This window comes from Enterococcus sp. AZ103 (assembly GCF_051714685.1).
In the GTDB taxonomy this organism is placed as follows: domain Bacteria; phylum Bacillota; class Bacilli; order Lactobacillales; family Enterococcaceae; genus Enterococcus_A; species Enterococcus_A alishanensis.
Genome location: NZ_JBIOSI010000001.1, coordinates 2,591,425 through 2,612,160, shown reverse-complemented (window position 1 = coordinate 2,612,160; position 20,736 = coordinate 2,591,425). Strand labels below are relative to the sequence as shown.

Annotated in this window: 12 protein-coding genes and 3 pseudogenes; 12 read left to right on the top strand and 3 right to left on the bottom strand. The window is 35.1% G+C overall.

The genetic code is table 11. From position 1 onward, the window contains the following. The 5 genes and pseudogenes from ID741_RS13060 to ID741_RS13040 all read left to right on the top strand — a co-directional run bounded on the left by ID741_RS13060 (window position 1) and on the right by ID741_RS13040 (window position 5,300). Window positions 1-797 (top strand): annotated as a pseudogene (locus ID741_RS13060) (alpha-ketoacid dehydrogenase subunit beta). An 11-nt stretch (window positions 798-808) separates the two neighbouring features. Further along, complete coding sequence (locus ID741_RS13055) at window positions 809-2,023, top strand: dihydrolipoamide acetyltransferase family protein (RefSeq protein ID WP_438720255.1); 1,215 nt, start codon at window positions 809-811, stop codon at window positions 2,021-2,023. Between the two features lie 13 nt (window positions 2,024-2,036). After that, window positions 2,037-3,425: pseudogene (lpdA, locus tag ID741_RS13050) on the top strand (dihydrolipoyl dehydrogenase). A 15-nt stretch (window positions 3,426-3,440) separates the two neighbouring features. Then, entirely contained in the window at window positions 3,441-3,794 is a 354-nt protein-coding gene (locus ID741_RS13045) for a PTS glucitol/sorbitol transporter subunit IIA (protein ID WP_438720254.1), read from the top strand. Between the two features lie 91 nt (window positions 3,795-3,885). Beyond that, window positions 3,886-5,300, top strand: a pseudogene (locus ID741_RS13040) (IS3 family transposase). Window positions 5,301-5,395: 95 nt separating this feature from the next. On the opposite strand, the gene ID741_RS13035 reads toward ID741_RS13040, so the two are convergent. After that, a complete protein-coding gene (locus ID741_RS13035; protein ID WP_438720253.1) occupies window positions 5,396-5,869 on the bottom strand; it encodes a TspO/MBR family protein in 474 nt (157 codons plus the stop codon). Window positions 5,870-6,307: 438 nt separating this feature from the next. Between ID741_RS13035 and ID741_RS13030 the strand changes: the two genes are divergently transcribed. The 3 genes from ID741_RS13030 (at window position 6,308) to ID741_RS13020 (ending at window position 13,376) form a co-directional block, all read left to right on the top strand. Continuing rightward, window positions 6,308-11,113 carry a SpaA isopeptide-forming pilin-related protein gene (locus ID741_RS13030; protein WP_438720252.1) on the top strand — a complete coding sequence of 1,602 codons (4,806 nt, stop codon included), beginning with the start codon at window positions 6,308-6,310 and terminating at the stop codon, window positions 11,111-11,113. A 166-nt stretch (window positions 11,114-11,279) separates the two neighbouring features. Further along, window positions 11,280-12,329 carry an ureidoglycolate dehydrogenase gene (gene allD, locus ID741_RS13025; protein WP_438720251.1) on the top strand — a complete coding sequence of 350 codons (1,050 nt, stop codon included), beginning with the start codon at window positions 11,280-11,282 and terminating at the stop codon, window positions 12,327-12,329. A 120-nt stretch (window positions 12,330-12,449) separates the two neighbouring features. Then, the gene (locus tag ID741_RS13020; RefSeq protein ID WP_438720250.1) at window positions 12,450-13,376 is read left to right on the top strand and encodes a carbon-nitrogen hydrolase family protein; all 927 of its coding nucleotides are present in this window, start codon (window positions 12,450-12,452) and stop codon (window positions 13,374-13,376) included. A 143-nt stretch (window positions 13,377-13,519) separates the two neighbouring features. Here ID741_RS13020 and ID741_RS13015 read toward each other — a convergent pair whose 3' ends face one another. Beyond that, entirely contained in the window at window positions 13,520-14,590 is a 1,071-nt protein-coding gene (locus tag ID741_RS13015; protein ID WP_438720249.1) for an iron-containing alcohol dehydrogenase family protein, read from the bottom strand. Between the two features lie 637 nt (window positions 14,591-15,227). On the opposite strand from ID741_RS13015, the gene ID741_RS13010 reads away from it, so the two are divergent. Continuing rightward, complete coding sequence (locus ID741_RS13010) at window positions 15,228-16,127, top strand: diacylglycerol/lipid kinase family protein (protein WP_438720248.1); 900 nt, start codon at window positions 15,228-15,230, stop codon at window positions 16,125-16,127. 595 nt (window positions 16,128-16,722) lie between these two features. On the opposite strand, the gene ID741_RS13005 is transcribed toward ID741_RS13010, so the two are convergent. Further along, a complete protein-coding gene (locus ID741_RS13005; RefSeq protein WP_438720247.1) occupies window positions 16,723-17,487 on the bottom strand; it encodes a DeoR/GlpR family DNA-binding transcription regulator in 765 nt (254 codons plus the stop codon). A gap of 186 nt (window positions 17,488-17,673) precedes the next feature. On the opposite strand from ID741_RS13005, the gene ulaG reads away from it, so the two are divergent. The 3 genes from ulaG to ID741_RS12990 are packed head-to-tail and all read left to right on the top strand — an operon-like array spanning window position 17,674 to window position 20,720. After that, the gene (ulaG, locus tag ID741_RS13000) at window positions 17,674-18,741 is read left to right on the top strand and encodes an L-ascorbate 6-phosphate lactonase (RefSeq protein ID WP_438720246.1); all 1,068 of its coding nucleotides are present in this window, start codon (window positions 17,674-17,676) and stop codon (window positions 18,739-18,741) included. A gap of 17 nt (window positions 18,742-18,758) precedes the next feature. Next, a complete protein-coding gene (locus tag ID741_RS12995; RefSeq protein ID WP_438720245.1) occupies window positions 18,759-19,220 on the top strand; it encodes a PTS sugar transporter subunit IIA in 462 nt (153 codons plus the stop codon). 12 nt (window positions 19,221-19,232) lie between these two features. Continuing rightward, the gene (locus tag ID741_RS12990) at window positions 19,233-20,720 is read left to right on the top strand and encodes a PTS ascorbate transporter subunit IIC (RefSeq protein ID WP_438720244.1); all 1,488 of its coding nucleotides are present in this window, start codon (window positions 19,233-19,235) and stop codon (window positions 20,718-20,720) included. Window positions 20,721-20,736: the final 16 nt, after the last annotated feature.

Here is a 20,736-nt window from a genome sequence, read left to right as displayed (position 1 = left end):
ATGAGAGAAATTACGTATTCAGAGGCAGTAAGAGAGGCAATGTCTGAAGCGATGCGCACAGATGAAACCGTCTTCATGATCGGTGAAGATATTGGTATTTATGGTGGTGCTTTCGGAGTCAGTCGCGGTATGGTGGAAAAGCTAAAATTCCATTGGTTATGCGAACTCCCGGAGGATCGGGAACTGGCGCGGCAGCCCAGCATTCTCAAAGTTTAGAAAATTGGACAGCGCATGTTCCCGGTTTAAAAGTAATCCAACCGGCAACTGCCTATGATGCTAAAGGACTACTGCATGCTGCAATCGAAGATGATAATCCAGTGATGTTTTATGAACACAAGCTTTGTTATCGCACCACAAGTGATGTACCAGAAGGAAAATATACAATTCCAATTGGTGTAGCAGATATTAAAAAAGCTGGAACTGATATAACAGTAGTGGCAACAGGTATTATGGTTCACAAAGCTTTAGAAGCAGCCGAAAAATTATCAGCTGAAGGAATCGATATTGAAGTAGTTGATCCTCGAACATTGGTACCTTTGGATAAGCAAACGATTATTGATTCAGTGATTAAAACGGGTAAAGCCGTAGTGGTGACAGAAGCTGTTAAAAGAAGTGGCTTTAGCGCCGAATTAGCTAGTGTGATTGTCGAAAGTGAAAGTTTTGACTTTTTGGATGCACCATTGGTTCGTTTAGCTGGTAAAGAAGTGCCGATTCCTTATCATCCTGATTTGGAAAAATTAGCGGTGCCACAAGTGGAAGATATTGTTGAAGCTTGTCGCAACTTAGTGAAAGGTTAGGAGGAATAGCGATGGCTCATGAAGTAACGATGCCCAAACTTAGCTCCACCATGGATGAAGGAACCATTACCCTTTGGTTGAAAGAAGAAGGCGATTCTGTTGAAATTGGCGAAGCAATCTTTGAAGTGATGACCGATAAAATTGCGATCGAAGTTGAGGCTTATGAAGAAGGCATGCTATTAAAAAAATACATTGGTGATGGTGAAAGTGCGCCAGTTAATTCAGTGATTGCTTATATTGGTGAAGCTGGAGAAATTGTCCCTGAGACTACGCCTAGTGTTGAAATAGTAGAGACCGAAGTAGTAATTAGTGAGACAGCAGGGGCAACGCCTGAAGCAAAAACTGAAAATATAGCTACTTCAAAAATTCGGGCAACACCAGCAGCCAGACGAATAGCTAATGAAAAACAAATCAATTTAGCTGAAATCAATGGTTCAGGTCCCAAGGGAAGAATACAAGCGTTAGATGTAAAAAATTATCAATCTCCTAAAACTACTGGTAAAAATAGTCATGAAATTGAAAGTGATGTGGAAGTTATTGCCTGGGAAGGTATGCGAAAAGTCATTGCTGATCGTATGTCGTACAGTAAAACAACGATTCCTCATGTAACAATGCAAGCAGAAGTCAATATGATTAAGGCAAAAGAATTACGTGAACAAGTCTTACCAATGGTGGAGGCTCAAACTGCTGAACGTATTTCTTACACTGAAATTATTATGAAAGCAACGATGGTCGCCTTAAAAGAGTTTCCAATTTTTAATGCCCATGGAAAAGAAGACGCTATCTATCAATATAGCCAAATTGATTTAGGCATAGCAGTAGCAGTGTCGGATGGCTTACTGGTTCCAGTGATTAAAGAAGCTAACAAAATGGGCTTGGCTGATTTGACGAAACAGACCAAAGAACTGACTAGTAAAGCCCGTAATGGTCAATTAACTGGTGATGACTTACAAGGTGGTACATTTACCATCAGCTCTTTGGGACGTTCAAAAGTTCAGTCGTTTAACCCGATTATCAATGCGCCAGAAGTGGCGATTCTTGGAGTAGGTGGCATGAAATCAGTTTGGAAAATGGTTGAAAGTGAAGTTGGACCCGAATTTGTAGAGGTGCCAACACTGAATTTAAGTCTATCTTTTGATCATCGTGTAGCAGATGGTGCACCGGCGGCAGCCTTTTTATCTAGAATTGTTGAATTGTTGGAAAACCCATTAGGACTGTTACTTTAAGGAGGTTAAGTTTGTGAGAGAAACAGAAACCGTTGTACTTGGGGCAGGTCCCGGAGGTTATGTAGCAGCAATTCGCGCGGCACAATTGGGTCAAAAAGTGACGATAGTTGAAGCTTGAGAAATTGGTGGTGTCTGTCTAAATGTTGGATGTATTCCCTCAAAGGCTCTGATTACTGCCGGCCACCGTTTTCAAGAAGCACAATCATCGGATTTTTTAGGCGTAAAGACAAAAGAAGTGACGTTAGATTTCAGCAAAACCCAAAAATGGAAAGACCAACAAGTTGTAAAAACTTTAACGAATGGTATTCGTGCTCTTTTAAAGAAAAATGGCGTCACAATTATGGAAGGCTTTGGCTCTTTTCTTGATAAGAAAACCTTGCAGGTAAAGACGAAAAATGGCGATGAAAAGCTAATGTTTAAACAAGCGATTATTGCTACTGGCAGTTCGCCAATTGAAATTCCTAATTTTAAGTTTGAAGGAAGAGTGATTGATTCTACAGGAGGACTAAATCTAAAAGAAATTCCTAAAGAATTAATTGTAGTTGGCGGCGGCTATATCGGTTGTGAATTGGCAGGTGCTTACGCCAACTTAGGTGCAAAAGTGACAATTGTCGAAGGTAGCTCTAATATTTTACCAGCGTTTGAATCGGATATTCAAGCTTTAGTGGTTAAAGGTTTCAAAGAAAAAAATATAAGAGTAGTTACTTCAGCTAAAGCGCTAAAAGCTGATCAGACGAATGACTCGGTAACGATTGAAATTGATGTTAATGAAAAAAAAGAAAAAATGACAGCAGATTATGTAATGGTCACTGTTGGCAGAAAATCCAATACTGCCAATTTAGGTTTGGATAATTTAGCTATCATGCCTGATTCAAAAGGACTAATTCCTGTGAGTGATCAATATCAGACCCAGGAAAAAAATATTTATGCGATTGGTGATGTAGTTGCAGGCCTGGCACTCGCTCATAAAGCAAGCTATGAAGCAAAAGTAGCGGCTGAAGTGATTGCTGGAAAAAATGTGAAAAAAGATTATCGTGTGATACCAGCAGTTTGCTTTACAGATCCCGAAGTGGCTACTGTAGGACTGACTAAAAAAGAAGCACAAGAAGCTGGTTTAAAAGTGTCTACGGCAAACTTTCCAATGCAAGCCAATGGTCGTGCCTTGTCATTAAATGCAACAGAAGGCTTTGTTCGTTTAGTTTTTGAAAAGGATACTGAATTAGTTGTCGGTGCACAAATTGTTGGAGTAAATGCCAGTGATTTAGTCGCTGAAATTACTTTGGCAATCGAATCTTATTTAACATTAGAAGACATAGCACTAACAATTCATGGTCATCCAACCTTATCAGAGATGGTGATGGATGCCAGTGAAGTTGGTTTAGGTTTACCAATCCATATGTAAAAAAGGAGATAATTGATGGTACGAATAAAAATTACTGATATCGGTGAAATGGTGCCGGCTTTTGAAGAAGAAAAGCTACTGATTTTATTTGGTCAACAAGTAACGGCTGAATTATTACCGATTTGTGTGGTTCACGAACCAGTTGAAATAGAAAAAAGTCCCCTAAAGGCTAATGGGAAAATTAAAATTAATCAACAAGAATATCACATTCAATCAATTGGAGATGCTGCCAATCAGAATTTTGATGAATTAGGACATATTTCTATTTATTTTCGGAATGAAGAAACGGAAGTCTTACCAGGGGCAATAGTTGCTTCTCCTGAAGTATTTCCATCATTTGCGATTGGCGATTTTATTGACATTTATTAAAAAAATAAAAAGCCCTGCTAGATTTTTATAAATCTTGTACCGACCCCAAAAAGTTAGACCAAAAATCTAACTTCTGGAGGTCGGTATTTTTATGGTTAAATATAGTTTTGAATTCAAACTGAAAATCCTTCAAGAGTATCTTGACGGAAAAGGAGGTTTCTCCTATTTATCTAAGAAACACGGGTTGAAGTCAGAAAATCAAATGAAAAATTGGCTCAATGCTTATCAAGAATTTGGTGAAGAAGGGCTTCTTCGTAAACGACAAAATCAAAGTTATTCTGTTCAATTCAAGATGGATGCGATAGAGTTATATCAAACAACTGAGTTGTCCTATCGTGAAGTGGCGAATCATTTAGGGATAAACAATCCTGCATTAATCGCCAATTGGATGAGAACCTTTCGTGCAGAAGGAGTAGATGGACTCTCAAAAAAGAAAGGACGTCCGCCGATTTTGTCTAAGAAAAAAGAAAATCCAAAGGCAAACAAAGCAACCCTTGAAGAACGTGATCGCATCAAGGAATTAGAAAAACAAGTCCGTTCTCTTCAGATTGAAAATGCTTTTTTAAAAGAATTGAGGAAGCTGCGAAAACAGGAAGCCCAACAAAGACGAAAGAATCAATCGCACGAATCATCGACAGCCTCCGAGGATCCTTCAAATTAGTTGAGCTTCTTGAAACTTTGAAATTCCCTAAATCGACCTTTATGTATTGGCAAAAACGGTTTGATCGACAAAATCCAGATCAAGAAATTGAAGAGGAAATACTTAAGATAAGAAGCCAACATAAGGATTATGGCTGTTTGCGCCTAACAAAGGAATTATGTAATCGTGGGTTCCATGTAAACAAGAAGAAAGTGCAACGCTTGATTAGGAAACTGGGTATTGAGGTCCGCTCATTCACGAGGAAATCTCGTCGTTATCATTCTTATCGTGGGAAGATCGGTGCGGTTACGAAAAATCGAATTCATCGACGCTTTTGCACAAGCATTTGTCATCAAAAGATTACGACAGATACGACAGAGCTAAAATATTTTGAACTAGACAAATCCGGGACCATTCGTGAAAAGAAACTGTATCTTGATCCCTTTTTAGATATGTACAACAGTGAGATTATTTCTTATCGTATTTCTGAAAAGCCAAATGCACTAGCGATCATGGAGGCATTGGAAGAAGCGATTCAAGTAACAAAAGACTGTCTCTACCGTCGAACCTTTCATTCTGATCAAGGCTGGGCTTATCAAATGAAGGCATACAATCATAAATTAAAAGAACATAAAATATTTCAAAGTATGTCCCGTAAGGGCACCTGCTTGGATAATTCAATCATGGAGAATTTCTTTAGTTTATTAAAACAAGAAATTTATTATGGACGAGAATTTCATAGCTTTGAGGAATTGAAACAAGCAATTGATAATTACATTTATTACTACAATCATGAACGTATGAAGAAAAAATTAAATTGGCAGAGTCCGGTGCAATTTAGAAAATCGGCATTGAAAGCAGCTTAAAATATAATAGCAGTAAAAACAAAGAAAAAAGGAGTGGATTTCTCCACTCCAAAAAAGTCTAACTATTTGGGGTCACTACATCTAGCAGGCTTTTTTTAGTTTATCAAGGCAAAACCAATATTTAAATAAGTAGCAAATAAAATCCAAACTAGGTAAGGAATCAATAGATATGCTGCCGGTTTTGAAAGTTTGTGGTAATAAAAAATTTGATAAGCAACGACAATATCCAAGGCGAGAATGTTAATAATTGCCAGTCCCATTTGATTTCCGCCAAAAAATATTAAACTCCATGTAAAATTAAGTAATAACTGGATAGCGTATAACAGATAAGCATTTCTTTTGTGAGTTTGACGGATGTTTCCGGTAATAATGAAAAAAAGTGAGACACCCATCATTAAATATAAAATTGGCCAAACAATTCCGAATAGTGAACCCGGCGGTGCCAACGGGATTTTATCAAAAGATTCATAAATACTGCGAGAATTACCGGCTAATAAGCCAGACAATCCACCTACTAATTCTGTAAATATAATTGCCGCTACCAGAATTAGCCATTTCTTTTTATTCATTTTAAACTCCTCCTCTGTTCTGATTAATCCTAGCTTAACAAGTAAAGATAAATAATTGGATTCAAATGACCTAGAAAAAATCTGAAAAACTGAATTTTCTTCTTTTTATACGGCCTATTTCCTAAATAATTATCAGAAAAAGCCTTGATAACAGAAAAAAATTTACTAAATATTGTGGAAATAGCTATTTATATATTGAGAATCATTTTTTTTCCTTGAATTATTTTATTGATTGAACTGAATTTTAATAATTAATGGACTTATTAAAAAAATTATTGATGTAAATGATATAACAAACGATGCAAACGGTTTCAAAAAAGATAACTCACAAATAAAAACAGTTATGATGGAATTTGAAGTTAATTATAATGTTTTTTATTTTGTTCTTATAAAAAACAAGTTTTTTTTAAAATTTTTTAAAGGAAAGGTGTCATTTTTATGAAAAAGAAATTATCTGTATTGTTTGTTGTGTCAATATTAATTTTACAAATTTTAATGCCAACAATTACTTATGCACAAGAAGCTTCAACCGCTACAACCAATTCAGAAAAAACATCTACAACTAGTGAGTTAGGAAAAGTGTCTTCTTCTATTTTAAGCTCGGAAGAAAATAAGACGACTGAAAGTTCTAAATCAACGGAGCAATCAAATGAGAATAAGCCGGTCACTCCTAAAAAAACCAAAGCAGCAATCAGTGATAATATTTTTACTTCTATTAAAATGTATAAAATTAATGGCGATGAAATTCAACCAACTGATACGATACCGAATATGTCAGGTATCAAGCTAACTATGAATTTTTCATTTGCCAATAAAAATTACCAAGCAGGGGATACATTTACTACACAGTTACCAGCACAGTTAGCAATTGCAAAGGATTTATCTGGTGATTTTAGTCCAATGACTTCAGCAAAATGGTCCATTAGCGCTGCTACTAAAGAGTTAACGATTACTTTTTTAGAAGATAATGTTTCTTCAGAAAACTATGATCTAACGTTAGTGACTTCGTTAGAAAAAATATCTGGTGTCGATGAAGAAAGCCAAAAAATAGTTTTTGATACAACACCTCAACAGACCATTTATACGCTTGAAATGACTTCCAGTATTGATAAGGGAAAGACGACGACAACCATCACTTCAGATACTCTGAATCCAAAGACAGCAAAGATCAATTCCGTTTTTAATTTAGATCGGACAGACAATACCAATCGTCGCTATCAAATCTATGTCAACAATAATACTAGTAAACTAAATTATGATGAAATTAAGGTCTATTCTAGTGATGTTGATTTTAATGGCACAATTGTTGGTAGTAAAACACTGCTAAAACAAGATGAGGACTATCAAATTACTTACAAAGGCAATGATACCTCTCAAGCGACAGCTGATATTACTTTGTTAAAATCCATTGGAAAAAAAGCAATTGTCACAGAAGCTACTATTTCTGGGATTGATGGAAAAAATTATGTTGATGATGGTATTGCAGGGTATGAATACAATTATTTATATAACTATGCTTATACTTATGAAAATGAAACACAAGTGAATTCTGCATTTGCTAGTAAAACTTTTGTCACTTTGCAGCCGTTACAAGCCAGTGGCAAAATTAATCAAGAAACAGGCATGATTGATTGGGAGATCAAATACAATTTCAATCAACAGCCGTTAACATCTACTTCTAAGCTAATAACAAACTTAGCAGATCAAGGTGTCGAGATGGTAGATGGATCACTAGATATTCAAAAAGTTGATTTGAATTATACTAGTGGCAATAGTTATGATGTTCAAGCAAAAGGTGATGGAAGTGGTGATTTTGACCAGTCAGCCAATACGGATGGGTCATTAACTTTAACGACTAAGGCTAACACTACGCAAGCGTATATCATAAAATATTCCACAAAAATAACTGATCCAACTGAACGAATTATTAAAAATAAAGTTACCAACGGAACAATAAATAAAGAAGTTCAAGTTAGTTTGATTCCCAATCTTTTAACAAAAGAAGCCGGAAAAATAGATATTTTCGACCGTACTATGGAATGGAGCATCACTGTGAATGCGGAGAAATATACTATGAAAAATCCCGTTGTTCACGATTACTTTATTGGCGCAGTAAAAGATTATTCAGGTGTAACAATCAGTAAGAAAATTTCAGAAACAGAATCAACACCTTTAGTTGAAGGTGTCGATTATAAAGTGACTAAGTTTGATGAAAATGGTTCTCCTGTTGGCGCACAGCCAAATGTGAATGGCGCACCAGATAGTTTTAATGGTGGTATAAGAATTGATTTTTTAGGTGACTATCAAAATCTAAAAGATACTTTGGTGATTACCATTAAAACTAAAATTGATTCTTCAGGTCAAAAAACTGAAGTAAAAAATAAAGCTACTTTGAATTATGGCGATGTTCCCGGTGTTGTTGAATATGAAGCTAAAGGAACTTTTACAGATCCTTATTACACAGGAGCAACAAAAATAGGCCAAACATCCAATCAAACATCAGAAAAATATTTATATCAAGATTGGTTAGTATTTTTAAACTCAAAAGGTTCAGATTTTAATCTGACGAAACTTGAAGATACTTTACCAGCAGGAACTGAGTTGGTTCCAGATTCTTTACGTTTTGAAGAAGTAACGAGTCAGTCGATGATTGAAAACATGGCTAACTATCTGTCGACAGACTATAAATTAGTACCAGAAGGTTCAGACGCGTATCCAACAAAAATCGATATTAAAGATAATCAAATGAACTTAGAGTTCGCCAACTTAGGCTCAAAACGGGTCTATGTAAAATATCGGACAAGAGTGAAAAAAGATTGGTATGTTTATCAAAAATTAGATAATGTTGCTAAGGTAACCTATGATGATAAAGCACCAATTGATTTAAAATATAGTGTTTATGCTTATAACTATCAGTCAGCGTTACAAAAAGCAGTTGCTAAAGATGCCACAAAAGAAAATGTTGCCAACTGGACAATTACAACTAAGAATATTTCCACTGATTTACCAGTTAATAATCCTGAAATTACAGATACCTTAACTCAGGGAACGACTAATGCAACTTATGATCCAACTTCTTTTGTCGTAACCGATACGGCAACTGGTGAAAAAATTGGTACTGAACATTACCGCTTAACCATAAGCGGAAATTCTTTCAAAATTAATTTCTTAGATTATCAGGCAGAAAGCAATATTCAAGTGACTTATAATACGGTCAGTGAATTTCCTGGTGCAGTAAAAAATCTTTCTCAAGTCAATTCAGCAAGTTATGGCGGCTTAGGAACGTATTATCGTCAAAGTACAGCAACCGTTAATTTAAGCTTTACTAGCGGAAGCGGCTCTGGAGTGATTAAGACTGATAATTTATCGGTACTAAAAGTCAATGATAAAGATGAACCTTTAGCTGGCGCAACTTTTGAAATCCTTAAAGCTGATGGAACAGAAACCGGCTTGAAGGCTGATACTGATGAAAATGGTGAGCTAACTTTTGAAGGACTACCATTAGATAATTACCTATTAAAAGAGACCAAAGCGCCAAACGGCTATGAAATTAATCCTGATTATCAAGAAGGTAAAGCAATTACCTTGACTGAAAAAATGGCTACTATCAAAGTTGTCAATCAAGCGACTGTTCCTAATAGTGTCGAGTTAACTAAGGTCGATCAAATATCAAAAGAAGGGTTGGCTGGGGCAAAATTCCAACTAGAAAAATCCGATGGAACAATTATTAGTTCTGATCATGAGACCGGTACTGACGGGCGCTTCACTGTGAAAGACTTACCAATTGGTGAATATCAATTTATTGAAACACAAGCACCAGATGGATATAAATTAGATCAAACTCCAGTAACATTTGCCATCAGCGAACGACAAGGACAAGTTGTTAATCTTGAAAAAGAAAATACTTTATTAACTGGTTCTGTCATATTAAATAAAGTTGATGAACAAACAAAAGAACCATTAAAAGGCGCCATTTTCCAACTGAAAAATAAGCAAGGGATAGTCTTAAAATCTGAATTAGCAACAGATGGCTTAGGACAGTTGAAAGTGGAGGACTTAGCTCCAGGGGATTATCAATTTATTGAAACGAAGGCACCAACTGGTTATCAACTAGATGAAAAAGAAGTTGAATTCACAATTGCTAAAGGACAAGATGAAGCGATTGTTGTTGAGAAAACCAATATTAAAAACCCAGATCCAGGTACTATTACATTAACGAAGACTGATGAAGAAACTGGAGAAGCTTTGGCAGGGGCAACCTTTAAATTGCAAGACAGCGCAGGAAAGGATTTGCCAAGCGATCTGGAACTGGTTACTGACAAATCTGGTAAAATTTCATTTGAAACACTACCGGCTGGAAGTTACCAGTTGATTGAAACAAAGGCACCAACTGGCTATCAAGAAGATAATAAACCTGTGAAATTTACTGTCAAAGATCCGTCAGAAAAAATCGAATTAGCTAAAACCAATAAAAAAATAAATCAAGGTGTTATTTTAGAAAAAGTCGATGAATTAACAGGACAGCCACTTTCTGGTGCAACATTTGTTTTACAGACACAAGAAAATGAAACTATTAAAACTGAAAAAATGACTACCGATGATAATGGACGATTGGCAGTGGATGAATTATCACCTGGTAATTATCAATTTGTCGAAAAAGAAGCACCAAAAGGTTACGAACTTGATGAAAAACCAGTAACATTTACTATTAAGAGTAAGCAAGATCAAGCAGTACAAGTGAAAAAGACCAATAGACAAATCCCTTCAAGTGTACTTATGAAAAAAGTCGATAGTGTGACTGGTGAAGGATTAGCCAATGCTCAATTCACTTTGCAAGATCAAGCAGGAGAAATCATCAAAGAAAATTTAGTCAGCGATGAAGATGGTAAATTATTAATTGAAAAATTAGCTGTAGGAAAGTATCAATTGGTTGAAACGAAAGCACCATTGGGTTACAAATTAGACAGTCAACCAATTGACTTTGAAATAACAACGAAAAATTTTGATATGATTAATCTGACAAAGGAAAATCAAAAAGAGCAACCAACCAAAAAAGATCCAACCAATGACGATACATCCAAAAAATCATTATTAAGCAATACCTCTGCTATACAGTCGGCTGGTAGGAACCACACGTATTTACCAAAAACAGGTAATAGTAGTTCACCAATTCTAATAGTGATTGGTACGATCATACTGTTGATATTAGCTGCTTTTACATTTTACAAAAAGAAATATAATTAAAGGAAAGTTCCTATCGCCATTCAGGTGATAGGAACTTTTTTGGTTAAAACAGACAATTAGATTCAGTTTATTGTTCGTTTTAACCAATGATAGAATCTCAGAAAACGCTTACTATTAACTAGAAAAAGTTTATTTGTCTGAAAATAAAAAGGAACAGGTGAAGAAAATGCGCGTAACAAAAGAAGATTTACATCAATTAATCCAAAACAAAATTCATAAGGCAGGTTTGTCTGAAGATCAAGCAGCGATTGTTAGTGATGTTTTAACCTTTGCTGATGCAAGAGGGATTCATTCTCATGGTGCAATGCGAGTAGAATATTATTCAGAACGGATTGCTAAAGGTGGTATCACGCAAAATCCAAAATTTGAATTCAAAAAAACTGGTCCCAGTGTTGGCATTTTTGAAGGAGATAATGGTTCAGGTTTCGTTGCTGCTGAAAAAGCGATGGATCATGCTATCGAAATCGCGAAAGAAACCGGTATTGCTGTTGTTGGTATTAGAAATATTTCTCATAGTGGCGCACTAGCTTATTATGTAGAAAGAGCAGCTACTCATGATATGGTTGCATTGTCCATGTGTCAATCTGATCCAATGGTTGTACCTTTTGGCGGTAGTGAACCTTATTTTGGAACCAATCCGATTGCTTTTGCTGCACCGAGTAATGATGATAGAATTATTACTTTTGATATGGCTACAACAGTTCAAGCCTGGGGAAAAATCTTACATGCCCGTTCTCGTAAAGAATCTATTCCAGATTCATGGGCAGTCGATGAACAAGGAAATTCTACCACTGATTCAACTAAAGTGAATGCTTTGTTACCAATCGCTGGGCCAAAAGGTTACGGCTTAATGATGATGGTTGATATTTTATCTGGTGTGTTATTGGGCGTACCATTTGGTAAACATGTGTCTTCTATGTATCATGATCTTTCTAAAGGACGTGAATTAGGACAACTTCATGTAGTCATCAATCCTGAATATTTTGTTGGGTTAGATACATTTAAAAAATCAATTTCAACCATGTTAGATGAAATCAAAGAAATCGTACCAAGCGAAGGATTTAAAGAAGTCAATTATCCTGGTGAACGAGGCCGAATGCGGGAACAAAAATATGCAGAAAACGGAATTGAAATCGTTGATGATATTTATAATTATTTAGTTAGTGACGATATTCATTTTGATTATTACGATCACAAGAATAAATTTGCTGAATAAATCAGATCAAATGTACTTATATCTATTTAATAGGTATAGGTACATTTTTTTATTTTATATTGATTTTGTTGACAATAATAATGATAGAATAAATGTAATATAATCTAAGGAGGCATTACCATGATTGATTTTGAAAAAAGTAAATGTAAAGTTGCCGTTGTTCAAGCAGCTCCTGTTCTATTTGATAAAGAAAAAACGATTGATAAGACGATTGCTTTAATAGAAGATGCCAGTCAAAAGTCTGCCGATTTAATTGTTTTCCCTGAAGCCTTTATTCCTTGCTATCCCAGAGGTTTTTCATATGGATTTGTTGTAGGCAGTCGAACAATGGAAGGTCGGCAAGATTGGAAATTACTTTATGACAATTCAGTCGTAGTTCCCAGTAAAGATACCGATCGAATTGCAAGTGCAGCCAAAGAAGCGAATGCCTATGTTGCCATCGGTATTAATGAAAGAGATGAAAAAAATTGTACTTTGTATTGTACCTTTATTATTTTTAGTCCAGAAGGCAAAATTGTGTCGAAACACCGCAAACTAAAACCGACTGGTACAGAACGTTGTATCTGGGGTGACGGAAATGAAGGGGCAATTTCGACTGTAGATACAGTATTTGGCACAATGGGTGGATTAATTTGTTGGGAAAACTATATGCCATTAGCTAGGGCTGCTTTATATCAAAAGGGCGTTTCGATTTATTTGGCACCGACAGCCGATAATCGTGAAGAATGGCAACATACGATGCAACATATTGCGATGGAGGGACGCTGTTTTGTGATTGGTTGTAATCAACATGTGACAAAATCTCAGTATCCAGAAGGCTTGCATTCTCAAAATGAATTAGCTGCATTACCTGAAGATTTGTGTCCAGGAGGTAGCTGTATTGTCAGTCCTTTTGGGAAGTATTTAGTTGAACCAGTTTGGAATAAAGAGACCATTATTTATCAAGAATTAGACATGGAACAAGTACCGTTAAGTCGAATGGATTTTGATCCGACTGGGCATTATTCACGGCCGGATGTATTTCATTTGGAAGTAAATAATAACTAATTAAGTAACAACCATTTGTTCCCAGTCAATTGACAAGATTATATTAAAAACTAAAGCTATAAATTGGCGTGATAATACCAATTTATAGCTTTTTTTATCAGAGAAATATTCTCAGAAATTTTTAATTGATTGGATTGAAAAATTTATGATAGTTGATAAGCTTCAACATCAAAGATTGCTTGTTTAAACATATCCTGTGTAATCTCATAAGGAACATGAACGATATCATTCGTGGACATCGCCTTATCGATAATAGCGGTCAAGTCGGTTGTATTATTTAGTCCCATTTCGGTTAGTGAAACTGGAAGTTTATTTTCTTTCATGAAGCGATAAACTCGTTCAAAAAGAGCGTCTTGCTGATCCATTTTTAACAAGGCTAAAACACCGTAACTTACAGAAGCCCCATGTAAATAGTCTTCCATTTTTTTAAGAACTGTTGTGCCATAATAAAAAGAATGAGCCATCGCAGAGTTATAGTCATTGATTACTAATACTGAAACTAAACCAGTAGTAACAATAATATCGGCAACCACTTGTTCAATGGCAAAAGATGGAATCCCTGCAGAACTGTCTTTTAAGGCCTGTGTACCATATTCCAACAGACGATCAGTACACATTTTTCCAATTTGAATACCTAATCCGTCGGTGTAATCTAGTTGGTCTCCACGAGCAGAGAAAGTTGATTCAATTTCTTTAGAAAGTGCATCTCCAACGCCAGCCCACAAATATTTATCTGGTGCCTTGGCGATAATAGCAGTATCGATAAATGTATGCGTAGGTGGTTTAGATGGGAAAAAGAGACCTTGCATTTCACCTTCTTCGGTATACATCACACAGACTGCAGTTACTGGTGAACAATTTGAACCAATTGTAGGAAAAGTGAAAACCGTTTTTCCCATTTTCTCAGCAACTACTTTGACTGTATCACAAACACGGCCGCCTCCTACTGCAAAAAGAACATCTGCCTTTTGGACATCAGCATTATTCACTAATTTTTCGACATTTTCATAAGTTGAGTTACCACCGTACCAAAGGGTATTAGTGACTTCGATTTCTTGTGATAGTGCTTCTTTAATTTTTGTTTCGGCTTTTTCTAGTGCTGTTTCGCCACCAATCATAACTGCGTTGCTACCGTATTCTTTTACGATATCTGTGATTTGCTCATAAGCATCGACACCAATTGTATAGTTAGGTAAAAAGACTGTTTGACTCATATTATTTTCCTTCTTTCTTAATCAGTTGATTTGTTAAATATAGTAGCGATAGTCAAAATCATGACAAATGTTATTTTTCTAATACTGAAATTGAGTATAAAAAAAACATTCCATAAAAGAAGTTCTTCCTTCTTTTAAATGCAATGTGAATAGGGACTTTTTGATTAGATTCTCAAAAAAGTCCCAGCTATAATAATAAAATAATAATTGCCATCTGATTTTTTTCCATCATTGTCTTCACCTACTATTTTTTGAATTTTCGGAATATTGTATCAATATTTCTTTACAGTTTACAAAATAGATATCTCTTTGTCAATCTAAAAATGGAAATTTAGTTAAAATAAGTTTAAAAAAATATGAGATTGTGGGCTGGAGGTGAGAGATTGATGGCTGATTTTGTGAATTCAATTTTGATTTTCTGATATTAGAATGGAGAACAATATATACCTAAGTAATAGAAGAAACAAGATGTTAAAAAAATATCAATAGCTTTTTTTAAATAATATAGAAAATTTTCTGATTATTGATGTTTTATAAGGAAGACGTACAAATAAATTTGATAATCCTATGTACAGATGAAAGGTTATTATTCCTGCTATACTAAATAGATAAATAGCAAGAAAGGAGCAGTCCGACAATGAAAAAAGCAGTATTGATTGTAAATCCTAGTTCTGGTAATGAGGAAGCTCAAGAATATGAGAAATTGGTCAAGGAAAAACTGACGGATATATTTAATGAAGTAGAGGTACAGCATACAAGAGACACTGGAGATGCAACTAAATTTGCGAACCAAGCAGTGAAAGATAAAGTAGACAGTGTTTTTGCTATGGGTGGTGACGGAACAGTTAATGAGGTGATCAGTGGTTTAGCAGAACAAGAATACCGACCGAAATTTGGCTTCTTTCCATTAGGTACAGTAAATGATTTGGCTCGCTCGCTGAATATCTCAATGGAACCAGAAGAAGCGATTGCTGAATTGGATTTGGCTCGTCGGATAGCTTTAGACATTGGAAAAGTCAACGAAAATTATTTTATGAATATTGTTGCAGTCGGTGGAATTCCTGAAGCTATCAGTGACGTGGAGGTTGAAGAAAAAACTAAGTTTGGTAAATTAGCTTATTTTACTTCTGGTTTCAAGCAAGTGCTAAAAGATGAAAGTTATCATTTTGAGTTAGAAATCGAAGGTGAAAAAAGAACAATTGAAAGTAGCGCTGTCGTCATTGCGCTAACCCAAACTATCGGTGGTTACGGTCATATTGTGCCAGAAGCTAGGCCTGATGATGGCAAAATGTATCTGATATATCTGAAGAACCAAAATGTGCTCGAAATGGTAAAAAGTGTCCCAGATATTATAAAGGGAATCGATCATTCGACAGATTACATTGGTTACCAACCTTTCACTGAAGGCAGTTTATCAGTTAAAGAAGAGGTTGATTTGCATCCTAGTGTAGATGGTGATGAAGGTCCAGGGTTACCATTGTGTTTTAAAATTCTACCACAACATTTAGAGATTTATGTTGGACCTCAAAAGAAATAAAGTATACTGCACATGATTGGAAATCTAAAAATAGATTTTATAATAGTAGATATTGATAAAAAACTTTAGATATTTATTATTTAAGCTTTCATACCATGCTATTTATTCAATTAGATGGTGATATTTCCTGTGTGTCATGAGCCACAATTTATAAGCTGCTTAACACCTTTGATTCCAGATGTTAAGCAGCTTAATTGATTATCAATCCTTCATACGCGTTTTTGCTGTTTTTTGCCATTTGTTCATAATTTCTAGTATGTCACTATGAATAATAAAAATACGTTTAAAAGTGGCAATAGTTGCCCGGTCAGCAATGTATAATTACTGTCTAAGTCTCTGAGGAAGGCTCGATGAATATTTACGTTTTCTTTTTAAAATTTTTGTTATTCCATTAAATTGAAGAAATTTCTTGTTTTCCCATGCCGGTATATACTGATAACCTAAAGAATACATCATGCTTGAGATTATCATCGAATAATTTTTCATTTGTATTCGCCTTTAATCTTACAAAAAGCAAAAGCTGCAATTGCATCTATAAACGGGATCTTGTTCACAGTCAAACGCGAGGAAAAACCTCGCGTTTTTTTTATGTTGGCTATTGTACTTTTATTACTTTTAATCCAGCCTTTTCGATTTGAGTAATTAATTTTGGTGGACAATACCGATCGGTGATTAAACAATCAAAGACAGAAAGATCAGCGATTTTGAATTTGGAAGTTAACCCGACTTTTCGATGATCCGCAACGAGTATTTTATATTTAACGGTTTGTTTAATCATGAGTTCGTTGATTTTTGCTTCGTTTAAAATTTTGGTAGTAACGCCATTTACTATATCAACACCACTACAGCCAATAATACAAATATCTGCATTAGTGGAAGTGATTGTATCTATCGCGATATCACCCACTAAGACTTCTTTTGGAAAACGTAATTCTCCTCCAGTTAAAATGTAATTATAGTTTGCATTGTGAGGTAAGTGAGCAATTTTCAAATTATTGGTGACAATAGTTAAATGTTTGGCTTTTAAGTAATTCACAGTATTTAAAGCAGTGGAACTTGAATTAATAAAGACAGTATCGTAATCGCTTACATAAGTACTGGCAATTCTTGCGATAGATTGCTTGATTAATTCAGGACCAGATGCATCGAAATTTTTTTGATTGTCGTAATTAAAAATGCAGTAACCATATTTACGTTGAATATCATTTTTCTCTTCTAGAACATTCAGGTCCCGACGAATGGTACTAATCGATACCCCTAACGAGTTTGCTAACTCTTGTGTAGTCATCCGTTCATGTTGTTCTAAAATATTCAAAATATTTTTGTGACGTTGTTCAATAGTGGCAATGGAATTTTTCACTGAGGTTCCTCCTTTAAAATTTTTTATTTATATCTCATATGAACAAGTATACAACAAAAAAAGATTAATTAATCCAAAAAAATCATATAATGTTCTAACGGTCATAAAAAAGGGTTTTCATAATGATTTTTTGAATATATGATTGTAAATGTAAAGAACAAATAAATCATTTAAGGAGATTCAATTATGGCGAATACGGTAGATAATATTTCAAAAGAAGATTGGATTTTGAGTACCTTCCCAGAATGGGGGACTTATTTAAACGAAGAAATTGAGGAAACTGAAGTAAAAGATGGGACTGTTTCAATGTGGTGGCTTGGATGCACAGGTATCTGGCTGAAATCTGCTGCCGGAACAAACATTTTGTGTGATTTATGGTGTGGTACAGGTAAACGTAGCCATGGAAATGGTCAAATGAAAAAAGGTCATCAAATGATGCGAATGAGTGGTGTTCAAAAAATGCAACCTAATTTACGTACACAGCCATTTGTAATTGATCCTTTTGAGATCAAAAATGTGGATGCATTAGTTGTTACTCATATTCATTCAGACCATTTAGATATTAATACTGCTGCTGCGGTCCATCAAAACTGCCCAACAGCAAAATTTATTGGGCCAAAAGAAGTGGTAGCTACTTGGTTGAAGTGGGGGATCCCTGAAGAAAAAACTATCATTGTTAAACCAGGAGATGAAGTACAGGTTAAAGATATTAAAATAGTTGCTTTAGAAGCATTTGATCGTACTGCTTTGGTAACTTGTGAAGATCCTGCTGTATCATTGAAAGGAAAATTACCTCAAGATATGGATCAAATAGCAGTTAATTATTTATTTGAAACTTCTGGTGGAAATATTTATCATGCAGGTGATTCTCATTATTCTAATATGTTTGCTAAGCATGGAAATGAACATACAATTGATGTTTGTTTAGGAGCCTATGGGGAAAATCCACGAGGAATTACTGACAAAGTTACCTCTGTCGATATGCTTCGAATGGCGGAATCATTAAATGCTAAAGTTGTTATCCCTGTTCATTACGATATTTGGGCGAATTTTATGGCGGACCCAAAAGAGATCACTGAATTGTGGCAGTTTAAAAAGGATCGTTTGAAATATCAGTTTAAACCTTTCATTTGGCAAGTAGGCGGGAAATTTACTTATCCAACAGATAAAGACGATTTGGAATTTAACTTTTATCGTGGATTTGATGATGCTTTTTCTATCGAAAATGATACGCCATTCCCATCATTCTTATAAGAAAAGAGGGTATTAAAATGCTTAAATATTTTTTTGAAAATGAGTTAGTAAGTTATTCAGAAAAAACAATTACTGATTGGCGGGAGGCAATTAGTGAAAGTTGTCAACAATTACTGAATAAGGGAATAATTAATCAAACATATATTGATGAAATTATCACATGTATTGAAAAACACGGTCCATATATTGTTATTGTACCGCAAGTAGCAATGCCTCATTCTTCTGATAAAAGTGAAGGGATTTTTGGTACAGCGATAGCTTTTACAAAATTTAAATCACCAATTGTGTTTGAAAGTGATGATGAAGAAGAAAAATCAGCCAGTCTCTTTTTCACATTAGCCGCTAAAAACTCGGAAGAACATATGGAAAATATTCAGAACTTGTCTGAATTATTGATGACAGAAGGATTAATTGATCAACTAGTCGCTAGTGAGTCTATCGAAGACTATCAACGTATAATGAAAGAATTTAATATCTAGGGGGAGATATGAATGGGTGATTTTTTACTAAAAATTTGGACATATTTTGCTACTAACATTCTGACGCAACCAGCCTATTTAATTGGTTTTATAGTTTTGCTAGGCTATATCTTACTGCGTAGACCTTTTTATGAGTGTTTGGCTGGTTTTTTAAAGGCTACTGTAGGTTATTTTATTTTATCTGTAGGTTCTGGTGGATTGGTAAATAATTTCCGCCCGATCCTAGTAGGATTGAAAGATCGATTTAATCTAGACGCGATGGTTACCGATCCTTATTTTGGTCAAAATGCTGTTGATGCTGGTTTAATGAAAACATTTGGTCGTACATTTGGTGACGTGATGATTTTATTGCTAATTGCTTTTATTATGAATATTTTATTGGTACGTTTTCAGAAATTTACAAAGTTAAGAGCAGTATTCACTACCGGAAATGTTCAAATTCAACAAGCAGCAACCGCATTTTGGATTTTACTATTTTGTTTCCCTAATTTAGGTCGAATAGAAGTTTTGGTTTTTATGGGACTAATTTTAGGATGTTATTGGGCGGTGGCCTCTAACTTAACTGTGGGAATTACTCAAGAATTGACCGAAGGGGCTGGTTTTGCAGTAGCCCATCAACAAATGTTTGGCATATTTATTTTTGCTAAGTTGGCAGAATTCATGAAGAAACGTGATAGAAAGAATCATCGATCAGAACAAGCTGATAAAAAATTAGAGGATATGGAATTGCCTGGTTTCTTATCAATTTTCAATGAAAACATGGTCGCTACCTCTTTATTAATGTTGTTTTTCTTTGGCATTATTTTATTAGTATTAGGTCAGGATTATCTAGTTCAAGCAGGATTTATGGAACAGGGACAAAGTTTCCTATTTTACATTATGACGACATCTTTGAACTTTGCAGTGTACCTAGCTATTTTACAACTGGGTGTTCGTACTTTCGTTGATGAATTAACACAATCGTTCCAAGGAATCTCCAATACGATTCTACCAGGAGCAGTTCCCGGGATTGATGTAGCTGCTACTTTTGGATTTGGGTCGCCCAATGCTGTAACAGTTGGTTTCTTATTCGGTGCACTAGGTCAGTTTGTGATGATTGGTTTATTAATTTTATTTAAATCACCAACAATTGTCATTGCTGGTTTCATTCCGTTGTTCTTTGATAATGCTGTAATTGCTGTTTTTGCAAATAATCGCGGCGGATTTAAAGCAGCATGTATTTTCCCATTTATTTCAGGATTAATTCAAGTAAGAGGATCTGCTTTATTCGCTACATGGATTGGTTTGTCTAAATTTGGCGGTTATATTGGAATGTTTGACTGGGCAACTGTTTGGCCAGTAATGACTGTAGTGATGAAAGTTTTAGGTTATGTAGGTGTAGCCGTCGTGGTAATTGGATTGTTGATTATTCCTCAATTACAGTATCGGAAAAATCCAGAAGGCTATTTTATGATTGTAGATGATTATGAAGAGTATGCAGAAAAATTTCAAAACAATTAATTACTTTAAGGAGGAT

Bases quoted from the DNA above. Each gene is read 5' to 3' on its own strand.
- allD (WP_438720251.1), top strand. From the start codon at position 11,280: ATGCGCGTAACAAAAGAAGATTTACATCAATTAATCCAAAACAAAATT.
- ID741_RS13015 (WP_438720249.1), bottom strand. From the start codon at position 14,590: ATGAGTCAAACAGTCTTTTTACCTAACTATACAATTGGTGTCGATGCT.
- ID741_RS12995 (WP_438720245.1), top strand. From the start codon at position 18,759: ATGCTTAAATATTTTTTTGAAAATGAGTTAGTAAGTTATTCAGAAAAA.
- ID741_RS13010 (WP_438720248.1), top strand. From the start codon at position 15,228: ATGAAAAAAGCAGTATTGATTGTAAATCCTAGTTCTGGTAATGAGGAA.
- ID741_RS12990 (WP_438720244.1), top strand. From the start codon at position 19,233: ATGGGTGATTTTTTACTAAAAATTTGGACATATTTTGCTACTAACATT.
- ulaG (WP_438720246.1), top strand. From the start codon at position 17,674: ATGGCGAATACGGTAGATAATATTTCAAAAGAAGATTGGATTTTGAGT.
- ID741_RS13045 (WP_438720254.1), top strand. From the start codon at position 3,441: ATGGTACGAATAAAAATTACTGATATCGGTGAAATGGTGCCGGCTTTT.
- ID741_RS13030 (WP_438720252.1), top strand. From the start codon at position 6,308: ATGAAAAAGAAATTATCTGTATTGTTTGTTGTGTCAATATTAATTTTA.
- ID741_RS13055 (WP_438720255.1), top strand. From the start codon at position 809: ATGGCTCATGAAGTAACGATGCCCAAACTTAGCTCCACCATGGATGAA.
- ID741_RS13035 (WP_438720253.1), bottom strand. From the start codon at position 5,869: ATGAATAAAAAGAAATGGCTAATTCTGGTAGCGGCAATTATATTTACA.
- ID741_RS13020 (WP_438720250.1), top strand. From the start codon at position 12,450: ATGATTGATTTTGAAAAAAGTAAATGTAAAGTTGCCGTTGTTCAAGCA.